This window comes from Halotalea alkalilenta, from assembly GCF_001648175.1.
GTDB classification, from domain to species: Bacteria; Pseudomonadota; Gammaproteobacteria; order Pseudomonadales; family Halomonadaceae; genus Halotalea; species Halotalea alkalilenta_A.
In genome coordinates this window covers 4073224-4092461 of record NZ_CP015243.1, presented here as the reverse complement: position 1 = coordinate 4092461, position 19238 = coordinate 4073224, and the positions used below count along the sequence as shown (strand labels likewise).

Annotated in this window: 16 protein-coding genes and 2 pseudogenes; 11 read left to right on the top strand and 7 right to left on the bottom strand. The window is 62.8% G+C overall.

Features of this window, described 5'->3' with window-relative positions; genetic code table 11:
• Nucleotides 1-15 precede the first annotated feature (15 nt).
• Nucleotides 16-1461: an aldehyde dehydrogenase family protein gene (locus tag A5892_RS18315; protein ID WP_064124014.1), complete on the bottom strand. Its 1446-nt coding sequence runs from the start codon at nucleotides 1459-1461 to the stop codon at nucleotides 16-18.
• A gap of 525 nt (nucleotides 1462-1986) precedes the next feature.
• Here A5892_RS18315 and A5892_RS18310 point away from each other — a divergent pair.
• Nucleotides 1987-3168, top strand: coding sequence for a nickel/cobalt efflux transporter (locus tag A5892_RS18310; protein WP_064124013.1), 1182 nt, complete (start codon nucleotides 1987-1989; stop codon nucleotides 3166-3168).
• Between the two features lie 58 nt (nucleotides 3169-3226).
• A complete protein-coding gene (locus A5892_RS18305) occupies nucleotides 3227-3532 on the top strand; it encodes a metal-sensing transcriptional repressor (RefSeq protein WP_064124612.1) in 306 nt (101 codons plus the stop codon).
• A 290-nt stretch (nucleotides 3533-3822) separates the two neighbouring features.
• Here the strand turns inward: A5892_RS18305 and A5892_RS18300 are convergent, their stop codons facing one another.
• The 4 genes from A5892_RS18300 to A5892_RS18285 all read right to left on the bottom strand — a co-directional run bounded on the left by A5892_RS18300 (nucleotide 3823) and on the right by A5892_RS18285 (nucleotide 7439).
• A complete protein-coding gene (locus A5892_RS18300) occupies nucleotides 3823-4512 on the bottom strand; it encodes a chorismate mutase (RefSeq protein WP_223302731.1) in 690 nt (229 codons plus the stop codon).
• A 198-nt stretch (nucleotides 4513-4710) separates the two neighbouring features.
• Complete coding sequence (locus tag A5892_RS18295) at nucleotides 4711-4965, bottom strand: YfhL family 4Fe-4S dicluster ferredoxin (protein ID WP_064124012.1); 255 nt, start codon at nucleotides 4963-4965, stop codon at nucleotides 4711-4713.
• A gap of 31 nt (nucleotides 4966-4996) precedes the next feature.
• Entirely contained in the window at nucleotides 4997-5497 is a 501-nt protein-coding gene (gene coaD, locus A5892_RS18290; protein WP_064124011.1) for a pantetheine-phosphate adenylyltransferase, read from the bottom strand.
• Between the two features lie 64 nt (nucleotides 5498-5561).
• Nucleotides 5562-7439 carry a beta-ketoacyl synthase gene (locus tag A5892_RS18285; protein ID WP_064124610.1) on the bottom strand — a complete coding sequence of 626 codons (1878 nt, stop codon included), beginning with the start codon at nucleotides 7437-7439 and terminating at the stop codon, nucleotides 5562-5564.
• A 357-nt stretch (nucleotides 7440-7796) separates the two neighbouring features.
• Between A5892_RS18285 and A5892_RS18280 the strand changes: the two genes are divergently transcribed.
• The 7 genes and pseudogenes from A5892_RS18280 (at nucleotide 7797) to A5892_RS18250 (ending at nucleotide 17541) form a co-directional block, all read left to right on the top strand.
• The gene (locus tag A5892_RS18280) at nucleotides 7797-8468 is read left to right on the top strand and encodes a class I SAM-dependent methyltransferase (RefSeq protein WP_064124010.1); all 672 of its coding nucleotides are present in this window, start codon (nucleotides 7797-7799) and stop codon (nucleotides 8466-8468) included.
• A 108-nt stretch (nucleotides 8469-8576) separates the two neighbouring features.
• Nucleotides 8577-10043, top strand: a complete 1467-nt coding sequence (gene dacB, locus A5892_RS18275; protein ID WP_150123600.1) for a D-alanyl-D-alanine carboxypeptidase/D-alanyl-D-alanine endopeptidase — start codon at nucleotides 8577-8579, stop codon at nucleotides 10041-10043.
• A gap of 256 nt (nucleotides 10044-10299) precedes the next feature.
• Nucleotides 10300-11877: a BCCT family transporter gene (locus A5892_RS18270; protein WP_064124009.1), complete on the top strand. Its 1578-nt coding sequence runs from the start codon at nucleotides 10300-10302 to the stop codon at nucleotides 11875-11877.
• Between the two features lie 123 nt (nucleotides 11878-12000).
• A pseudogene (locus A5892_RS18265) lies at nucleotides 12001-13904 on the top strand (CocE/NonD family hydrolase); the annotation flags it as partial.
• Nucleotides 13905-14054: 150 nt separating this feature from the next.
• Complete coding sequence (locus tag A5892_RS18260) at nucleotides 14055-15845, top strand: hypothetical protein (RefSeq protein ID WP_064124008.1); 1791 nt, start codon at nucleotides 14055-14057, stop codon at nucleotides 15843-15845.
• A complete protein-coding gene (locus A5892_RS18255) occupies nucleotides 15826-16536 on the top strand; it encodes a hypothetical protein (RefSeq protein ID WP_150123599.1) in 711 nt (236 codons plus the stop codon). The genes A5892_RS18260 and A5892_RS18255 overlap by 20 nt, the downstream gene beginning before the upstream one ends.
• A gap of 90 nt (nucleotides 16537-16626) precedes the next feature.
• On the top strand, nucleotides 16627-17541 hold the full coding sequence (locus A5892_RS18250) for a LysR substrate-binding domain-containing protein (RefSeq protein ID WP_064124006.1): 915 nt from the start codon (nucleotides 16627-16629) through the stop codon (nucleotides 17539-17541).
• Here A5892_RS18250 and A5892_RS20575 read toward each other — a convergent pair.
• Entirely contained in the window at nucleotides 17538-17675 is a 138-nt protein-coding gene (locus tag A5892_RS20575; protein ID WP_190295635.1) for a hypothetical protein, read from the bottom strand. The two genes, A5892_RS18250 and A5892_RS20575, sit on opposite strands and share 4 nt — an antisense overlap.
• A gap of 56 nt (nucleotides 17676-17731) precedes the next feature.
• Here A5892_RS20575 and A5892_RS21045 point away from each other — a divergent pair.
• A pseudogene (locus tag A5892_RS21045) lies at nucleotides 17732-17902 on the top strand (hypothetical protein); the annotation flags it as partial.
• Between the two features lie 92 nt (nucleotides 17903-17994).
• Complete coding sequence (locus A5892_RS20850) at nucleotides 17995-18240, top strand: hypothetical protein (protein ID WP_223302730.1); 246 nt, start codon at nucleotides 17995-17997, stop codon at nucleotides 18238-18240.
• Nucleotides 18241-18356: 116 nt separating this feature from the next.
• Here A5892_RS20850 and A5892_RS18240 read toward each other — a convergent pair whose 3' ends face one another.
• Nucleotides 18357-19229: a glycine betaine ABC transporter substrate-binding protein gene (locus A5892_RS18240; RefSeq protein WP_064124004.1), complete on the bottom strand. Its 873-nt coding sequence runs from the start codon at nucleotides 19227-19229 to the stop codon at nucleotides 18357-18359.
• Between the last annotated feature and the right edge of the window lie 9 nt (nucleotides 19230-19238).

Sequence of the window (19238 nt, the reverse complement as noted above, 5' to 3'; positions counted from 1 at the left end):
AGGGCGCGCGGCTCATCAATGCGCACTTGCGTAGCCGGTGATGCCCTTGATCTCGAGGAATTCATCGAGGCCGAAGTCAGCGTATTCCCGGCCATTGCCGGAACGTTTGTAGCCGCCGAAGGGCGCCGAGGAGTCCCAGGCGGGGTAGTTGATCGCAATCGTCCCCGCCCGCAGCCGCCGGGCGACGCCGCGCGCGGTGTCCAGGTCGTTGGACTGCACGTAGGCGGCCAGTCCGTACGGCGAATCATTGGCCAAGGCGACGGCGTGCTCGACGTCTTCATAGGCGATCATCACCAGCACCGGGCCGAATATCTCTTCCTGCGCGATGCGCATCCCGGCGGTGACATCGGTGAAGATGGTGGGCTTGACGTAGTAGCCCTGGTCGAGTCCCTGGGGTTTACCCAAGCCGCCGATCGCCACCGTCGCGCCTTCTTCGATCCCGCAGGCGATCCACGACTGGACCCGTTCGAACTGCAGTGCGCTGATCAAAGGGCCGATGGTGGTATCGGCGGCCTTGGGTGGGCCGACCTTCACGCCGGCGGCGGCCTGCACGGCATAGCCGACCGCTTCCTGGTAGTGCTGGCGCGGCACCAGCATCCGCGTGGGCGCGTTGCATGACTGCCCGGTATTGGAAAAGCACGACAGCACCCCTTGTCTGACCGCGCGTTCGAGCCCCGCCTCGGTGGTCAGGTCGGGAAGCAGGATGTTGGCCGATTTTCCACCCAGCTCCTGGTGAATCCGCTTCACCGTATCCGCGCCCGCTTTGGCCACCGCGACGCCCGCCCGGGTCGATCCGGTGAACGAGACCATGTCGATCTGGGGATGGCGGGAGAGCGCTTCGCCGACCTCGACGCCGGTGCCATTGACCAAGTTGAAGACCCCGGCCGGGACGCCTGCGCTATCGAGGATCTCGGCGAACACCAGTGCATCCAGCGGGGCGATCTCGCTCGGTTTCAGCACCATGGTGCAGCCTGCCGCCAGTGCCGGCATCACCTTGCAGGTGATCTGGTTCAGCGGCCAGTTCCAGGGCGTGATCAGCGCCACTACCCCAACGGGTTCCTTGACCACCAGCGTCGAGCCGCGCGATGACTCGAACTCATAGTGCTTCAATACTTCGATCATGCGCGCGATGTGGGCCTCGCCGATGCCGACCTGCCACTCGAGGGCGAAGCCGAGCGGAGCGCCCATCTCTTCACTGACCCGCAGCGCCAGCTCCTCGCGCCGCGCACGATACTCGACCAGGATGCGTTCGAGCAGCGCCAGGCGCTGCTCGCGGCTCCACTGAGAAAAGGCGGGGAAGGCATTTCGCGCCGCGTTGACCGCCCGATCGACGTCTTCTTCGTTGCCCAGTGCGATTCGGGCGATCGGCCGTTCGGTCGCCGGATCGATCACCTCGGTGCTCTGCGAAGAGCAAGCCTTGCGCCATTCACCATCGATATAGAAGCTGTCGTGGATATTCATTCGTTGTTGTTATCTCCGGGAGGGAAATTCATACCTTTCGCTATGGGAAAAATGCTCATTCGATCATCGATCATATGAGCTTTCAAAACGCTCTTGGGTGAGGATCGGCTCACTCTTGCGTGAGTCCAAACGCAACTGAATGCGTGCGTGGATGAAGCGCATTCCACCCGCCTCAATTCTGCAAGTTCACTGATGCCACCTGTAGATTTATCACCGGGTCGAGTGACTCATATGGCTCATCGCAACCCCTTCAGGTCGCCTACCATCGCAGTGTCGTCTGGTTCGTAGATTTCCATCGGGACGGGGCCGTTCTTCGGACCTCGATGTTGCTTGTAGTCCTATCCCCCTGGAGGGGTTAATATGCCATGCAAGCCGGGCGATTACCGCGTGATCGGTGGGTTCGCTGAAAACGTCCACTTCGACAAGCCGCTTGTAGCAGCTGTCCGGCCGGTAGTCCCGTGACGCCCCTGCCTGAGCGATGTCTCGAAAACTGACAGGAAATCAGATCCAGATCGGGAGGCGGTAATGGATTTTGCACAGCTACTTGGCCAAAGCGCCGCGGCCGCATGGCTTTTCATTCCAACTGCGATTCTGCTGGGTGCCCTGCACGGGCTCGAGCCGGGTCATTCCAAGACGATGATGGTCGCTTTCATCGTCGCGGTACGCGGCACGATCGCTCAGGCGGTCCTGCTGGGGGGCGCGGCGACCTTCTCGCACACCATGGTGGTGTGGGCCGTTGCGATGACGGGCATGTATTTCTTCCAAGGCCTCGATGGAGAAGCCGCGGAGCCGTACTTCCAGCTCGCCTCGGCGGTGTTGATCATCGCCATCGCCATTTGGATGTGCGCCCAGGCTTGGAAGAACCAGCACGCCGCCAAGCAGCATCGGCGTGAAGTCGATGCCGATGAGGCGGGCAGAGACAAGCAATCGCTCTCTCGTCGGATCGATACAGGGCATGGCTCCATGGCGCTCGAGCTCAGCCCGGAGCAGCCCGCGCACTGGCGGCTTCGGGCGATCAGTGGCGATCGATGGACCGCTGAGCACGTCACGCTGACCGTCGAGCGCGCGGATGGGAGCAGCGAGCAGTATGCGCTGGTCGATCGCGATGGCTACATGGAGTCGGTCGAGGCTGTCCAGGGGCCTTACGATTTCATGGTCCGGGTGAGCCTCGACCACGGTGATCATGAGCACGGCTACGACCTATCGTTCACCCAGAGCGAACGGAGCGACGGGGCGGCCCGGCAGGGGCAGGGCCTGGCCCTTGCGACCGAGGGCTATCAAGACGCCCATGAACTCTCCCACGCCAATGACATTCGCAGGCGTTTTTCGAATGCGCCGACCGTGACCAATGGGCAAATCCTGCTCTTTGGTCTCACCGGTGGCCTGATCCCTTGCCCAGCGGCAATCACCGTACTGCTGCTTTGCATCCAGGTGAAACAGTTCTCGCTAGGCGCTGTGCTGGTGCTGTGCTTTTCAATTGGCCTTGCGATCACACTGGTCGCGATCGGCATCGTTGCCTCCATGGGCATGCGCCAGGCCTCCAAGCGGTATTCCTGGCTATCGACCGCCGCCGCTCGCGCGCCTTACTTCTCCAGCGTGCTGATCGTGATGGTGGGGATTTATACGGGGTATCATGGCTGGAGCGGTCTCCAACACGGGCCTGATGCGCAGGCACCGACGGCGAGCCAAGCACATGCTCGATCATAGCCTCGAGCCGCAGTGGCGGCTCGATTCCAAGATATCTTTGCCGGATGCGTACCCCTTCATGAGCGAAGCCGATAGCAATTCCAGTCCTCATAACCACGCCCCGCACCATCATCACGAGGCGATCTCCAAGCGCCTGAAACGCGCCGAAGGTCATCTGCGCAGCGTGGTGCAGATGATCGAAAGCGGACGCAACTGTGTCGATATCGCCCAACAGCTTTCCGCCGTCGAGAAGGCGATCACGCAGGCCAAGCGCACGCTGATTCAGGATCATCTCGATCACTGTCTCGAGGATGTGGTCGGCTCTTTGCCCCGTAGTCAACGAGGACCGATCGACGAGTTCAAAACCATCACCAAGTATCTCTGACCTTTTATCCCATCCGGGTGATGTCGAACCGCTGGGACTAACGGAGCGCCTACGGTGTCGAGCGGATCGATGTCGCTTTACGGCTTGAGCTCCTCGTCGACTGCTGATCCGAACAGGTGAACGGCGCGCAACGTCTCGCTCAGTTGGCGTTCTAGCAAGCCGCAAGCCATCTACGGCTGAGGGACGATATCGTCAGGTGAGGGAATCGATCTCTGCGGCAACCGGCCTCATTTCAAGACGCATCCCTTTCTCGGGGCGGTCTCCGGCCGGTTGCGCTGTGTGGCCGGGCGCTACTTCAATTTGATCTGATTCAACGCCAGACAAAGTAGTTCTTTGTCGGATGTTTTGACGTTGTGTCGTTGAATCTCCTGGATGGATGGGCAGTGATCGACCTCGGCGTCGGGCTGGTTTTTCAGCTCATCTGCGATTCTCTGGATAGTGGCCTCGCTCAGCGCACTGATCTGCTGTCGGATATCCGCTAGATCCCGCGGTTCCCAGTTCGGCTCCGGTACGGATAGCCAGTCGGCGCGATAGCGGTATTGAATGGCTTTCGCCACACTGATTTGAGCGACCATGAATTGCTCGACGGACTCGCCATCCAGGCCTAAAGACTCGGCCTCGGCCAGTGATTTTTCAATCACCATGCGCTCCTGGGGCAAATCCTCCACGGGCAGATGATTTTCAGCCTTGTAGCCAGCGACATCTTTCATGTAATCCAATCGCTGATCAATCAATTGCGCTATTTCCTCCGGCTCGCCCGCTTGGGCGGTCAACGCGCCAAGAGAGAATATAGCCAAGCACAGAATATGGCGTTTGATGAAATGCTGAAAATAGTGAGATGAACTGCTGTCGCCCTTGATCATGATTCTCTCTTTATTGGTCGAAAATTTCTTGAATATACCGATGATGATTTCCATTGCAAGGTGGGCTTCCCACAGGCCGCGCCTTTGTTCGACGCAGCGAATCACCCGGATCTGCATCGGGACGAGGTCGAGCTGTGCGCTGGCTTCTTAACCGCTGGTCCGCTTGCGGCAACCATGGGCACGGCTCGGTGTGCTCGCCTGGCTAGTCGAATCGCTCATTGGCGATCGAATGGTGAGGGTACTCGAGCTAGATGAAGGTTGATGGATGAGGGTCGATGGATAGGGGGTTGATAGAAAGGGGGGCGCCTTTCGCCCTCACCCCACGCTTGAGACGATCAGCTGGTACTTGGCGTAGAGCTGGTCTTGGCTCTCGGCGTGTTGGGGGTCGTGGGGGATGCAGTCGACCGGGCAGACCTGCTGGCACTGGGGTTCGTCGAAGTGGCCTACGCATTCGGTGCACAGGCTCGGGTCGATGACGTAGATCTCCTCGCCGGGAGAGATCGCGCCGTTGGGGCACTCGGGTTCGCAGACGTCGCAGTTGATGCATTCGTCGGTAATCATCAATGACATGGCTGATCACCCCCTGGTCGCTGCATGTCGATCACTCGCCGCGCTCCGCTGCCTCGTCGGCGAAACGTACGCTCAGCGCCTGGGCCACGGCAGCGGGGACGAGGCGCGAGACGTCGCCGTGCAGGCGTGCGATTTCGCGGACGATGGTCGATGAGATACAGGCGTTCTCCGGAGCTGGGGCCATGAACAGGCTTTCGGTGCCGGGCAGCTGGATGCGGTTGATCTGGGCCAGCTGCAGCTCGTAGTCGAAGTCGGCGCTCGAGCGTAGCCCGCGCAGCAGCACGCGGGCCTCCTGCTCGATGAGGAAGTCGGTGGTCAGGCCATCGAAGCCGATGACCTCGACGTTGGGGATTCCCGAAAGCACTTCGCTTGCCAGCGTCACGCGCTGATCGAGGCTGAGCGCTGGGCGCTTGCGCGGGCTGGCGGCGACCGCGACCAGCAGGCGTTCGAACAGCGGGGCTGCTCGCTCGATCAGGTCGATGTGGCCGTTGGTGATCGGATCGAAGGTGCCGGGATAGACGATGGTGGTCATGGCGGCTCGGTGGCGAACGTTGCGCGGTGGGCGGGCCGCGGGAGTCGAACCCGCGACAGCTCAGCTAGTCGAGGCTGCCGAAGGGATTGGCGATCTTGAGCGAGATCGGCTGGGCATAGCCCGGCAGTGTGATCGACTGCGCATCGATCGTGAGCTCCGGCCCTTCGAGCACGCCCTCGCCGAAAGTATAGCGTGGCTCGAAGCGACCGCCGAGGGAGCGCTGCTCGAAGGCGATGGAGGCCTCGCGGACCTTTTCGCGTTTGCGCCGCCAGGCGCTCATCGCCGCCTCGCCGTGGCGCTGGGTGAGCAGCCGCTCGGTGATCCGTGGCGAGAGCAGCGGGGCGCTGGCGTTGTTGCCACCGAAGCCCTTGGCGTTGATGAAGGCGACGTCGGCGTCGAGTTCGAGATGCTCGCGGGAAAGCACCAAGCGTTCGGCGAAGACGTCGTCGGCGACCTCGTCGAGGGTCGCGATGCCCGGCATCAGGCGGTGATGGAAGGTGCCGATGGCGCTGGCGATCTGGTCACCGGCGGCGCTGCCCTGTGAATGGCCGATATAGGCCTTGATCGCCGCGACCGGCCAGCGCTCGATGCTGAAGGCTGCCGCGACCTGGTCGAAGACGTGGGATTCGGTGGTGCGGTTTTTCGGCGTGCTGGTGCCGTGGGCGTGGACGAAGCTGCGCCTTTGCACCGATTCTTCACCGAGGATCGCGCGGGCGAGGCTGACGCTCTTGGCCATGGTCACGTAGTTGCCGACCCCGGGGGCGGAGATCGAGCGCTTCCAGCCGTCGGCGTTGACGAATACCTCGGGCACCGAGCCGAGCAGCTCGGCGCCGAGCTCCAGCGCCAGGGCATCGTCCATCACCAGCACGAACTGCGCCGATTCGGCGATGGTGAAGCCGCAGTTGCGGGCGAACGGCCGGCAAGCACGCTGGTAGTCCTGATCGGTCAAAAGCTCCAGCGCGTCGAGCGCCTTGAGGCTCTGGTCGTCGGCCAGCGCGCTCATCACCCGGAAGCCCTCGATCACCTCCGCGGTGACCGGTGCATCGGCGGTGCCGACCATCGCCACCCGACGGCGGCCCGCGCGAATGTCATCCACCGCCATGCGCAGGTTGTAGAGGAAGGTCGCGCAGGCGCCCTGGAGGCCGGCGGTGGCGCCGACGCTGCCGAGCACATAGGCATTGAGGAAGTCGGCGGGCATCTGGCCATAGCCCAGCGGCATCTGCTTCGAGGTCGCGCGGTTGCCGGTGACGAAGCTCTGCAGCAGTCCGCCCCAGCCTTCGTGGTCGAGCTGGCCGGTGGAGTTGCTGGCGTAGACCGCGACCTGGTCGGGGGGCAGGCGGTCGGCCACCTCCTGCCATTCCAGCCCGCTCTGGCCGAGGCAGTCGGAGGCGCCGAAGATGGTCATCGCCAGGGCCCGCGGATGATGCACGCTGCGATAGAAGGCGGTTGGTTCGAAGCCGCTCGGCAGCTGGCCTGCGCTGTTGACCAGCGGCTGGCGATGGTCGGGGAGCAGCACCTCGAGCGCGCCCTGGGGCACGCGGACCTCGACGTGGCGGGCGTCGAGATCGACCACTTCCCACTGCGCCGGCAGCTGCTCGGGCAGTTCGCGCCGGCGCAGGCGAAAGCTCAGCGGCGCGTCGAGCTCGAGCTTGGCGGCACGATTGGCGACGATGCCCTGGGCATCGTAGGTGGGCGGCTCGATCCGGCGGATCAAGGTATGGGATACGATCCGTTCGCGGTAGCGCTCGACCAGAGCGGCGGGCGTCAATGCTTGATCCTCGGCATCGATCCACTGGCCCTGGTCGTCGAGCTTCGCCAGCGCCATCAGCGACGCCAGCCCCAGCAGAGTGCGCTCGCGCTCGTCCTGCGGCAGCGCGTCGAGCACCGTGCGGCGAAACGCCTGATGCCCTGAAGTCCTGCCGGCGGCGTTGACCCCGCCCATACCGACGATCACCGGTAACTGTGACAAGCCGCTACCCTCACTCGTGCTTCGCGGCGCCGGTCCACCTACTTTGGAGCGACGGCGACGAGGCCAGTGGCCTGCTTCCAGGGCCCAAGCCTATCGTCGTCCAGATCCTTGGCGTGGCGTCATCGACGTGCCGCGTGAATTGCGAACGTCGCGCACCTGAAGCGTCGAGGTGCCCCAAGAAGGTGCGCGGATGTAATGTTGTGATGATAACATCGCGGCCGCGAGCCCGTCATTCGAGCCGGGCGAGATATTTCGAACAGTGTTTCTGATTCTTTTGTCAGTCAACGCCGGGGCTTGGTCCAAAACCCCGCGCAGGAGGTCCCGCCGCCGATGCAGGCCGACTCGACGCCGATCCACAGCTCCCAGCATGGCCCTCACCAGGGACTTGCCCGGCGCGTCGAGCGCGCGCTGCGAACCCCTTGGCGGCGGCCTTTCGCCGAGCATAGCAGGATCGCCTTCGCGAGCGCCCAGGCGTGGCTGGACGCGCGGCCGGGACATCCCTTGGTACTCGACTCCGGCTGTGGTGTAGGGCTTTCCACCCGCAGGCTCGCCGAGTGCCATCCTGACGCGCTGGTGATCGGTGTCGATCGAAGCCTCGACCGGATCAATCGCGATCACGGCCCGCTGCCCGGCAATGCCTGGCTGATTCGTGCCGATCTGGTCGATTTTTGGCGCCTCGCTCTGGAGGCGGGCTGGGCGCCGCAGGCCCATTACCTGCTTTATCCCAATCCCTATCCCAAGCCGGGGTTGCTCAAACTGCGCTGGCACGGGCATCCGGTCTTGCCGAGCCTGCTCGGTCTCGGTGGCGAGCTGGAGCTGCGCTCCAACTGGAAGATCTACGTCGAGGAGTTCGCCATCGCCGTGGGGCTGGTCACCGGGTCCGCCCCTGCGGTCGAGACCTTTGTGCCCGAAGGTGCAGCGCTGACGCCGTTCGAGGCCAAGTACCAGCGCAGCGGCCATGCGTTATGGCGGCTGCGTGTCGGGCTCCAGCGCTTGGGCTGAACCGGGCCGATCGCTTTGTCGCCTGGCTCATGTACACTCCGACGTGCCGCTTTGCATCGATTTCGTCCCGACCCAGCGCGGCACTTTCGTCTGCAGAGGAGTCGCCGAGTGTTCCTGCGCCTGATCCGTTTCACCGCCCGGCGATCGCCGTTGGCCCCCTTGCTGCTGCTCGGCCTTTCTTTCGGTACGCCTGCGCTGGTCCAAGCCGCGGGACTGCCGACGCTCCAGGCGTTGGCCGACGGCCGCTTCGACATCAGTGCCGAGGTGCGCATGCTCGACGACGGCCGCGTGCTCGGCGAGCTCGACCCGCGACGCTCGCTTGCCCCGGCTTCTCTCTCCAAGCTCTACATCGCCGCCGCGGCGCTCGGCCGCTACGGGCCGCAGCATCGCTTCGTCACTCGACTGGTCAGCGACGGCGAGCAGCGCGGCGCTACGCTGCATGGCGATCTGGTCCTCGACAGCGGTGGGGATCCGGCGATGACCACCGAGCGCTACTGGACTCTGGTCGAGCAGCTGGCCGCGCGCGGTATCGAGCGCATCGACGGCCGGGTGCGGCTCGCCCAGTGGCAGTTCGGCCCCGAGCCGTGCGGGGTGGCGGATCGCTGCAGCGCGCGTGATGCGACGATGAGCTCCTACGATGCACGGCTCTCCCCGGTGGCGGTCGACTATGCGGCCTGGTGCGTGCGGCTGCTGCCGACGCGTCCCGGGGCGCCTGCTCTGGTCGGCGGCTGTTTCAGCTCGCGGCCGCTGGTCGCGGTGAGCGGTGAGGTAAACACCGTCGCCGAGGGCCAGCCGACCCGGCTCAACGCGCGGCGCACCACCGCTAACGGTCGCGACACCCTGACGCTTTCGGGGCAGGTCTCGGTCGCCGACGGGCCGCAGTCGGTCTACCGCTCGGCCTCCGATCCCGCCCAGCAGACCCTGGCGACGCTCGAGATGCTGTTCGCCCAGAGTGGGATCCGCGTGGCAAGGGGCTTCGCCATCGATGCGACCCCGCCGCCGGCGGGCGCCCGCGAGCTCGCCGCGGTCGAGAGTCCGCCGCTGCAGATGGCGTTGATGGACATGCTCAACTACTCGAACAACTTCATGGCCGACGTGCTCACCATCGGGCTCTCCGCCAGCCAGCCACCGAGCCTGGCCAGCGGAGCCGCGGCACTCGAGCGGTTCGTCGACACGGTCCCTGGTCATGGTCCGGTGAGTCTCGCCAGCGGCAGCGGGCTGACGCCGGACAGCCGCACCAGCGCCCACGGGCTGGTTGCGCTGCTCGACGCGATGTACCGGCGCGCCGAGCTGTTCCCGACCTTCGTCAGCGCGATGCAGACTCCCGGCAACGGCGCAGCGAGGTTCATTCGTCGCGGCGATCCATTGTTCCAGCGCAGCGTGATGATCAAGACCGGCACGCTCAACCAGCCGGTGCCGGTGCGTGCGATCGCGGGTTACTTTCGCACCTCATCCGGGCGCTGGGGCGCTTTCGCGGTGATGCTCAACGGTCGTGCGGCGACCCCCTACCTGGTCTGGCCCGATGTGCTCCAGGCGCTCTCCAGCGATCTCACCCCGCTGATCGAGAGATACTGACGGGCATTACCTGCGGTCATTCCAATCGCTGCCATTCATGCGCCGATGCCCTGGAGAAGGGGCGTCGGCGCGCTGCGTTCTCCACCGTTGCAACGTAAGGGGTATTCCCTGGCGGAATGGGGTCATGCGCATTGATCGATTGCCGCTACGGCGCGGGAGTCGTTTAGATGGAGCACCTCTCGCGCATGGCCGGTCGGTCGTAACGCCGGCGACGAGTGCGTTTCCAACATCCAACGATAATCAAAGAGGAGTGACGATGAAGCACTCGATTCGGCCGCTGGTGTTCTGGCCGACATTCTTGGTTCTGTTTGCGGCGGTTGCCGCGAGCTACCTCAATCTCGATGGCTTCCTCGCCGTGAGCGGGATGATCAACGATTTCATCCTCGACAAGTTTTCCTGGCTGTTCAGCCTCGGCAGCCTCTACCTGCTGGGGCTCGCGGTGGTGATCTACGCCTCACCCCTTGGCCGGGTGAGGATCGGCGGTGCCCAGGCGACGCCGCTGTTGACCCCGTGGCGCTGGTTCTCGATCACGCTTTGCACCACGCTCGCGGTCGGCGTGCTGTTCTGGACCACCGCCGAGCCGCTCTATCATCTCCATGCACCGCCCGAGTCGCTGCACCTCGAGCCCGGCTCGGCCGAAGCGCGCTTGTTCGCGATGTCGGCGATGTTCCTGCACTGGTCGTTCACGCCTTATGCGATCTACGCCGTGCCTGCGTTGCTGTTCGCCCTGGTGTTCTACAACCGGCGGATGCGTTTTTCGATTTCGAGCCTGTTCGAGCCGCTGTTCGGCCCGGGGGTCAGACGCTTCGGTGGGTTGATCGACTCGGTGGCGCTGTTCGCCCTGGTCGCTGGCATGGCCTCGACCTTGGGCACCGGTACCCTGACCATCGTCGGTGGGCTGAACCAGTACCTCGGCGGCACCACCACGCCTATGCGCCTGGCGCTGGTGATCATGGTGATCGTGGTGACCTTCGTCGCCTCCGCCGCTTCGGGACTCAACCATGGCATCGCCAAGCTCTCCTCGTTCAATGCCTGGCTGCTGTTCGCGCTGGGGCTGTTCGTTTTTCTCTGTGGGCCGACGCTTTTCATCTTGAGCCTCGGGGTCGAGTCGCTGGGCGCCTACCTCGACGGCTTCTTCCGCCTCAGCCTGTTCACCGGCGCCGCCGCCGGGGACGACTGGTCGCACTCATGGAGCATCTTCTACTGGGCGGTATGGTTCGCCTGGGCACCGGTTACAGCGCTCTTTCTGGGCAAGATCTCGCGCGGCTACACGGTGCGCCAGTTCCTTCGGGTCAACCTGGTCTACCCGGCGCTGTTCGCGATCACCTGGATCTCGATCTTCTCCGGCTCGGCCTTGCACTTCGACGCCTCGATGGCGCAGCCGAACGGCCTCTACAGCGTGCTCAACACCCTCGGCGTCGAGCAGGTGCTCTATGCCCTGTTCGGCCAGCTGCCGCTGACCTGGCTGATGATCCCGACGCTTTTGTTCATCGCCTACATCTCCTACGTCACCGCCGCCGACTCCAACACCGACGCGATCGGCAATCTCTGCACCTACGGGCTGACCGCCGATTCGGATCTCAACGCGGGCCTGCGGATGAAGATCGTCTGGGGCTGTACGGTCGGCGTAGTCGCCTGGGTGATGGTCAGCTTCGTCGGCGTCGATGGGGTGAAGATGCTTTCCAATCTAGGCGGGCTGCCGGCGATGCTGATGATCCTGGTCGCAAGTGGCTCGCTTTGGCGTTTGATCCAGAATGCGTCCGATCTTGAACGGGTCGGGACGGAAGCGATGGAAAAGAAAGGCGCTGAATCGGTGGTCAAGGAGATAGCGTAAGTGAAGACGAGGACTGAGTTTCCCCATCGGGTGCGCGAGATCGAGCACACTTTGATCACGCTGGCCGACGGCACGCGGCTGGCGGCGCGGATCTGGCTGCCGGAGGATGCCGACGAGCATCCGGTGCCGGCGATCCTCGAGTACCTGCCGTACCGCAAGCGCGACGGCACCGCGGTGCGTGACGAGCTGACTCATCCTTGGTTCGCCGGCCATGGCTATGCCTGCGTGCGGGTCGATATGCGCGGCAATGGTGAGTCCGACGGGCTGATGCACGACGAGTACCTGCCCCAGGAGCAGGCCGATGCGTTGGAGGTGATCGAGTGGATCGCCTCCCAGCCCTGGTGCGATGGCAAGCTCGGGATGATGGGCATCTCCTGGGGGGCTTCAATGGCCTGCAGGTCGCAGCGCTCAAGCCCGAACCGCTCAAGGCAGTGGTCACGCTCTGTTCCACCGACGACCGCTACGCCGACGACATCCACTACAAGGGCGGCAACATGCTGCTCGAGAACCTCGCCTGGGCGGCGACGATGCTGAGTTTCTCCTCGGCCGCCCCCGATCCGCTGCTGGTCGGCGAGCGCTGGCGCGAGATGTGGAAGGCGCGGCTCGACGGCATGCCGCTGCTCGCCGACACCTGGCTGCGCCACCAGACCCGTGACCAATACTGGCGCCACGGCTCGATCTGCGAGGATTACGCCGACGTCGAGGCAGCGGTACTGATGGTCAGCGGCTGGGCCGATTCCTACATGAATTCGATCCCGCGGATGATGACGCATCTCAAGGGACCGAAGAAGGCACTGATCGGCCCTTGGATGCACAAGTACCCGCACTTCGCCGTGCCGGGCCCGGCGATCGGTTTCCTTCAGGAGGCGCTGCGCTGGTGGGACCAGCACCTGAAGGGAATCGATACCGGGGTGATGGACGAGCCGCCGGCGACTTTCTATCTGCAGGATGGCCTGCCGCCGGCGCCGAAGTACGCCCATCGCCCCGGGCGGTGGGTGAGATGTTCGGGCTGGCCGGCATCGTCGCTCGAGATCGAGCGACGCTCGCTGCTGCTCTCCGACACCGGGCTTAGCGAATACGGCGCCGGTCTCTCCGAGCCGCGTCCGATCGCGTCTCCGCTTACCGCCGGTGCCCAGCAGGGCGAGTACATCCCGCTCTGGTTCGGTGCCGACTTCCCCACCGACCAGCGGCGCGACGATGGCCTAGCGCTCACCTTCGACACCGCGCCGTATCGCGATGGTCTCGATATCCTCGGCCAGCCGAGGATCGAGCTGAAGCTCGCCAGCGCCGCCGACTGCGGCCAGCTCAACGTGCGGCTGTGCGACGTGGCGCCGAGTGGCGAGAGCGCGCTGATCACCTACGCCACCCTCAATCTGCTGCTGCGCGACGACCCGAGCCGGATCTCTCCGGTCGAGCCAGGCAAACCGATGAAGGTGCGCCTCGAGCTTGACATGATCGGCTACCGGCTGCCCAAGGGGCACAGGCTGCGGGTCTCGCTCTCCTCAGCCAACTTCCCGCTGGTGTGGTCGCCCAAGCGACGCGCCGATCTTACCCTGCTGCCCGGCGAGCCCAGGCTCGAGCTGCCGGTGTCCAGGCTCGGCTACGTCGATGACCCCTTCGAGCCGGCCGAGAGCGCCACGCCCTGCGCGCTCGAGACCCTGCGTCCAGCGACGCCGAAGCGCACGGTCAGCGAGGATGTCGGCAGCGGCGAGGTCAGCGTGGTGATCGAGGACGACATGGGCAAGGTGCGTTTCCTCGACCACGGCCTCGAGGTCGACCAGCGCTGCCTAGAGGTCTACGTCAGCCACCCCGACGATGCCTCGCGCACCCGCGCCGAGATCGATTGGCACTACAGCGCCGGGCGACACGAGGGCGAGGGCGTGTTCTCGATCGAGGTCGACAGCCGCTACGCGCTCAGCTGCGACGAGGAGCACTTCCACCTCGAAGCCAGCCAGGTCGCGCGCGAAGGCGGACGCGAAGTCCACCGCAAGACCTGGCGTACCACCATCCCTCGCAGCGCGATCTGAACGGGTGCCCGCATAGGAACGCCGCCGTCCCGGTGAGGGCGGCGGCTTTTTATTAAATTAAAATTAATATTTTCTGACGGCTCTGGATAGATGAGTGTCGCCTTCTAATGCTATTAATAATCGTTATCATTAATGGCATTAGAAGGCGCCATGTCCGTTACCCAGCTCAGCCCCATCACCGTCTATGCCAAGCTTGGTCCTACGAATTCGTTCGGCGATTTGTTCATGGACGATAATTTTCACGCCATCTCGAGCGGCAGGTCGGTCGAGAGGCAGGTCGCACAGATCCTGGCTGCTAACCAAGCCCACTACCAGGGGAACAGGGAGAGCATCGATCCACACTACCGCGACCCCGAGTCGGACCAGGCGGTCAGCGAGGCGCTGATTCGGCAAGCGCTATCTGAATTCGGCAATTTGCCGGCCTATCTCGCCCAGACGTTCGGCAACTTGGGCCCTCAGGGCCATAGTGCGCTGAAGAATTTTGCTCTCATCAACAGCTCGGTCATCCAGTTCGCCGGGCTTGGGGCCGCGCTGCACCATGACTTGAAGCAAGGAACGCCGACGGAGGTGGCGGTCGGCACTCAGGCGGTGATGCTCGCGGCGCTCGTGTTTACGACTGCATTTACGGTGATGTTACCAATACCTGTAGCAGTCGCGCTGGGGTTGATTTTCAGTGGAGGATTCGAATATTTAGAGGTGGAAGCGTCTGTTCGAGATCGAATGTACGATCTGTTTGGTCGTGAGCCTGAAAGTAACGATCCGCACGAGATCAGCAGCGAACACTTCTATGAGTTCAGCATTGAGTATCTCGAGAACCCCGATGAACTGGCTGAACGCTTGCCGGTCATCGAAGCGATCAACACAAGTCTTTCGGAGCAAATGATTGAGGATTTTATCAATGCCGAATCGGCTGACGAAAAAGTTGAATTGACAAGCGAGTTTCCTAGCCTGATTGATTTCTCCGAGATAGCGGAGGATGCACAAGGCGACAAGCAGGTCCAGGTAGCCGACGGGGCGGTGCTCTTTCTTGGCGATGCTGGTTTCAACCAAATGATCGGCGGAGATGGAATCAATTGGTTTCGCCCCCAGCCCAATGAGATCGCTAATATGGCAAGCGAGATCGGTGCAGTAGAGATGGCGTTAAAGTATCATATTGTTGGCGGTACGGGTCTCAATATCCTCGACTTTTCCGGTAGTTCTAGCAGTGTTTATGTTGAGCTGAGTGGCTACCCGATCAAGAACGATTTGATCATAGATAATCCAGATGGTCTGAATTCCCTGGAAATACCTTACTATCTCAACGAGCAGAACATGCAGGAGATCCATCCCTCGATGCCTCGTGGATTGCCCATGGAGCTGCGTAGCGATGACATCTACGAGAACATCGATATCTTGATCGGTAGCGATCATGACGACTGGCTGGTGGGTAACCTCCTCGGCGGTACCACGTTGATGGGAGGCGCGGGTGATGATGTCTTCGAAGTTCGTGGTGGTAGCAACCGCGTGCTCTTCAGGGAAGGAGACTTCAATGATCCCGGAGCCGAGAGTATCACCTCCAAGACGATCCATGGCTTCATCGGCTATGCAGAGGCCTATTGGTTCAATTACATCTCCTATATTCCCAACAATCTCAGTTTCATGCATCTTGAACCGGACCTCATCGACCTTTCCGGCTTGGATGCAGATTTGATCCGGGAAGGCATTCAGGAATTTGAATGGATCGGAGATGGAGAGTTTTCCGCTACTCCTGGAGAGCTGCGCTGGAATCGAGAGGCGATGCCTGCCAATGAAATGGCTGATTCATTTATGATGGTTATCGAAGCTGATCGCACTGGCAATGGGGAGTCAGATATGGAGATTGTCTACTATTCTTATGCCAACACTAGAGTCTCATGGGATGATGTCATAGGTGTTTCAATCGATGCTGATTTTATTTTATGATCCGATGTTATTTTTGAGACGATTGACGTTAGTTGATGATCGTAAGCATAACGTTCGTTTAGCGAATCGGTTGCGCGTTATGAAAGCATTGGTTTTTTTGCGTCGAATATTATCGGAGAGGCCGATGAGTATGCTGTCAAAGATATGGGATTATTGTTTCATGACTTCTCGACGATTTCCTCGTTGGGGAAGAGTGCTTTCCATAGTGTATTTGATCGGGCTTCTGGCGCCATTGGCGATGCTGATGCTGCTTCCGATGTGGAACATCTATTGGGCAATGGTCAATCAAGAAGCCCAGGTCATCCTGCTGCCAAGAGAACAGGCAGCCTGGATCGCGGGCGTTTTGATGACCTCCTGCATCTACTTTGCGCTGGCTAACGCGCTCATGCATGGGGAATGCTTGATCAGACGGCGGGAGAGAAGCAGTCGCAGGACGATGAAACTTTTCTGGTCGATGCAGTTGGTCGTTGCCTGCATCGGAGGGCTGTTCGCTTTGGACTTCAATCTTCGCGCACGGGCCCTGCTGGAAGGGGGAAGTCCGCGCTATGAGGCATGCCAGACGTCGAGCCAGCTGCGCACTATGCGTTCAGAGTTCCTGCTCGATCGCCGTTTAGCTGCGCAGTGCTCGGACGCGCTATGGGAGCGTATATATCGGCATGAGCGCCGCGAGGGCCGCGCTTATGCCATTTGAGCTGCGGGCCAGCGACCTCTCTGCGAACGAGATGGCAGGGCGACTATGCTACCCTCCTGCGCTACCCGTCCAGGCGAGGAGTCCAAGCCGATGTCGCCGAGCAGCGATCCGCTACCGCCGCTCAACTGCCTGAGCGCGTTCGAGGCGGCGGCGCGCTATCTGAGCGTGACCCGTGCCGCCGAGGAGCTACACCTGACCCAGAGCGCGGTGAGCCGGCAGATCAAGCGTCTCGAGCAGGACCTCGGCCGTGGCTTGTTCTTCCGTGAGTCCGCGGGGCTTCGCCTGACACCGGCGGGGGAGCGCTACTACAAGGTGGTGCAGCGTCTGTTGCGCGAGCTCGGCGAGGCCACGGTCGAGCTGCGTCGAACCTCCAGTGAACGCCAGCTGACCATCGCCGCCAGCCCGACCATCGCTTCCTTCTGGCTTTCCCGGCTGATGCCGGACTTTCGCGCCCAGCATCCGGGGACCGCGATTCGTCTACTGGTGGTCGAGGACCCTTTCTCGCTGGATCTCGCCGAGTTCGACCTGGGGCTTTACTATCTGCTCGAGCACGAGCCACCGCCCGGGGTCAGGGTGGAGCCCGTGTTCGAAAGCGAGAGCATCGCCGCGCTCTGCGCGCCGCACTACCTGGAGCAGATGGGGCCGATCTCGGACTCGAGCGCGCTGCTCGAGGCGCATGTACTGCTGGTGCTCGAGGACCACTACAACGATTGGATGACCTGGCGGCGCTGGTATCAGATGCTCGATTTCGACTGGCGTACGCCGAAGCACACCCTGCGCGCCAATAGCTACCAGCTGCTGATCAATGCAGCGCTCACCGGGCAGGGCGTGACCCTGGGCTGGACGCGCCTGTTCGACCACGAGATTCGCCAGGGCCAGCTGGTGCTCGCACTGCCCGACCGGCTACCGAGCCCGGGCGGCCTGACCCTACTGATCCCCGAGCATCGCCATCTCAACCTGCCGATGCGCGAATTCCGCCACTGGCTGGCCGAGCATAGTCGCTAGCGGGCGGCCGCGATGTCGTCGAGCGCGGGGAGCACTTCGTCCGGCACGTCGAGTGCGAGGTTGCACAGATTGTCATGCACCGCCTGGGTCAATTCCTTCGCGGAGAAGGTGCCGATCTCGTTGATGCTGGTCATGTCGAGTCCCCTTGCCAAGCTGCGTTCAAGGCAGTATATGAAGGATCTCTCAGTTCTTGAATTCGCATTCCTTGAGCACAGACACATCGGCGCTAGAGCCGCGGAAATCCCCGGTACAGGCCCGCTCCACAGCCACCGTCGAAGCGCTGCATATCGCCACCGTTCAGGTTTTGATCCGGGAGGGCCTGAGCCGCTGCACGACGACGCGCGTCGCCAAGCGCGCGGGCATGTCGGTCGGTAGCCTCTATCAGTACTATCCAAACCGCGACGCGCTGCTCGTCGCGGCGCTGAGCTGGCCGCTCGAGCGCATGCGCGCCTCGTGGAGGCGATCACGGCGATGCTGGCGAGCGCCCCCGATGCCCATTTCGACGATCCCGCCGTGGCGGCCGTTATTGCGCTGGACGCCCTCGTCGGACCTGTGCGGACCGTGCTCGAAGGGCTTGCTCCGGCCGGGTTCGAGGCCTGCCTCGAAGCACAGCTCATCCTGCTCTTGACCGCTTACGTCCAGGCACATGAGCTTCCAGCGAAGCGGCGGCAACGCTGGAAGCCCGAGGCAGGTGGTTAGCCGTCGTAGCCTAAGCTTTCCGCCGCTTGGCGTCCGGCGCGCCTGGACGAAACACCCCCGGGCCTTACGGCCCGGGGGTGTCGGAGCAAACCTCGATGGTCGAGGGGCAGGGCGGCTCAGCCCTGCTGGCAGCCTTCGGTCCAGCTGTCGACCAGCGCCTGGTGGTCGGCGACCCACTGCTTGGCGTTTTCATAGGGATCGCTGCCCTGCTGCTCGTTGAGCAGCATCATTGCGCCCATCTCATCCGGGCTCCAGCGGAAGTTGTTGAAGATGCAGTAGGCTTCGGGATCGTCGTCCTCGAGGCCCTCGCGCACCACGGTGTCAATCTGCTCGGCTTCGCCGAAGGCGTTCTGCGGGTCCTCGAGGTACTTGAGGTCCCAGCGCGAGAACATCCAGTGCGGGGTCCAGCCGGTGACCACGATCGGCTGCTGATTGGCGATCGCGCTGCCGAGCGCGGCGGTCATGGTTGCGTCACTGCCGGTGGTGAGCTCCAGGTCATCGAGTCCGTAGTCCTCCATCGCCTGCTCGGTGATGCTCATGATCCCGGCGCCGGGATCGATGCCGGTGATGGCGTCGTCGAACTCGTCGGCGTGGCTGGCAAGGTCTTCGATCGAGTTCACCTCCTCGACGTAGCTCGGCACCACGAGCCCCAGGCGGGTACCTTCGAAGTTCGGGCCCAGGTTCTCGACCTGATCCTGGAGCTGGCTGTAGTACTGCGCGTGGGTGGTCGGCAGCCAAGCGGTCATCATGTCGGCGTCCCCGAACGCTACCGCCTGCCACATTGCCGCCGCCGAGAGCGAGGTGGTCTCGACCTGGTAGCCCTGCTGCTCCAGTACCACCCTGAGCACGTTGGATGAAGCGATGTTGTCGGCCCATTCGACGTAGGCGATGTTCACCGAGCCCTTGTCTTGAGCCAGCGCCTGGCCGCTGAGCGCGCCTAGCGCCAGTGCGCCGATCAGCGATGTTCCTAGCGTCTTGGTCAGTTGCATTGTCTTCGC

Bases quoted from the DNA above. Each gene is read 5' to 3' on its own strand.
- A5892_RS18305 (WP_064124612.1), top strand. From the start codon at position 3,227: ATGAGCGAAGCCGATAGCAATTCCAGTCCTCATAACCACGCCCCGCAC.
- A5892_RS18300 (WP_223302731.1), bottom strand. From the start codon at position 4,512: ATGCAGATCCGGGTGATTCGCTGCGTCGAACAAAGGCGCGGCCTGTGG.
- A5892_RS18240 (WP_064124004.1), bottom strand. From the start codon at position 19,229: ATGCAACTGACCAAGACGCTAGGAACATCGCTGATCGGCGCACTGGCG.
- A5892_RS18270 (WP_064124009.1), top strand. From the start codon at position 10,300: ATGAAGCACTCGATTCGGCCGCTGGTGTTCTGGCCGACATTCTTGGTT.
- A5892_RS18285 (WP_064124610.1), bottom strand. From the start codon at position 7,439: ATGGGCGGGGTCAACGCCGCCGGCAGGACTTCAGGGCATCAGGCGTTT.
- A5892_RS20575 (WP_190295635.1), bottom strand. From the start codon at position 17,675: ATGACCAGCATCAACGAGATCGGCACCTTCTCCGCGAAGGAATTGACC.
- A5892_RS18280 (WP_064124010.1), top strand. From the start codon at position 7,797: ATGCAGGCCGACTCGACGCCGATCCACAGCTCCCAGCATGGCCCTCAC.
- A5892_RS18250 (WP_064124006.1), top strand. From the start codon at position 16,627: ATGTCGCCGAGCAGCGATCCGCTACCGCCGCTCAACTGCCTGAGCGCG.
- coaD (WP_064124011.1), bottom strand. From the start codon at position 5,497: ATGACCACCATCGTCTATCCCGGCACCTTCGATCCGATCACCAACGGC.
- A5892_RS18295 (WP_064124012.1), bottom strand. From the start codon at position 4,965: ATGTCATTGATGATTACCGACGAATGCATCAACTGCGACGTCTGCGAA.
- A5892_RS18310 (WP_064124013.1), top strand. From the start codon at position 1,987: ATGGATTTTGCACAGCTACTTGGCCAAAGCGCCGCGGCCGCATGGCTT.
- A5892_RS18260 (WP_064124008.1), top strand. From the start codon at position 14,055: ATGTCCGTTACCCAGCTCAGCCCCATCACCGTCTATGCCAAGCTTGGT.
- A5892_RS18255 (WP_150123599.1), top strand. From the start codon at position 15,826: ATGCTGATTTTATTTTATGATCCGATGTTATTTTTGAGACGATTGACG.
- A5892_RS18315 (WP_064124014.1), bottom strand. From the start codon at position 1,461: ATGAATATCCACGACAGCTTCTATATCGATGGTGAATGGCGCAAGGCT.